Raw genomic sequence first — 532 nt, forward strand, 5'->3', positions numbered from 1 at the left:
AAGAAGGGGAAGACGACCGAGGACATTGAAGCCGCGCTCTACGACGCATGTATCGACGAGACCCTCTCGCTGCCCGAACTGCTTTCAAACGCGAAGAATCTGGAACGCGAGAAGTGGGATTGGGCGTTGCCGCCTAATCTGCTTCAAAAGACCTATGGGAGCTTGAACCTGAACATCGAGGAGGCGTTTGGTTGGCTCCGCGGCGCGTTTCCAGTGAACCACCCCAGGATTTCCGGAGGCCCTGGCGTTTGAGTTAGGCCCGGAAGCGCCGCTTGCCAGGTTATTCACGAGCGTCCGCAATGTCCACGGGAGGGGTGGTTATGAGGCGATTTTCGAGGAGACCGTCACCAGCAATCCGAATTTCCCATAAAACAGCAGGACGAAATTCCCGAGGGCAAGTTTGAGCAAGGCTTTGGCTGGAAGCGAAGATCAGTTAGGCTGTAGGGTTTCATTCACCTACCAATCGCGCAATAAAACCCGCTTGATTCGTCAACGCGTAACTCGTTGATTCAAAACAATTTGAGAAAAACAT

At 53.4% G+C, this 532-nt stretch carries 1 pseudogene; it reads left to right on the forward strand.

Annotation, left to right across the window (positions count from 1 at the left end):
- Positions 1 to 252, forward strand: a pseudogene (locus tag M6F29_RS12135) (DEAD/DEAH box helicase); the annotation flags it as partial.
- Between the last annotated feature and the right edge of the window lie 280 nt (positions 253 to 532).

Source organism: Ferrovum sp. (genome assembly GCF_027317285.1).
In the GTDB taxonomy this organism is placed as follows: domain Bacteria; phylum Pseudomonadota; class Gammaproteobacteria; order Burkholderiales; family Ferrovaceae; genus Ferrovum.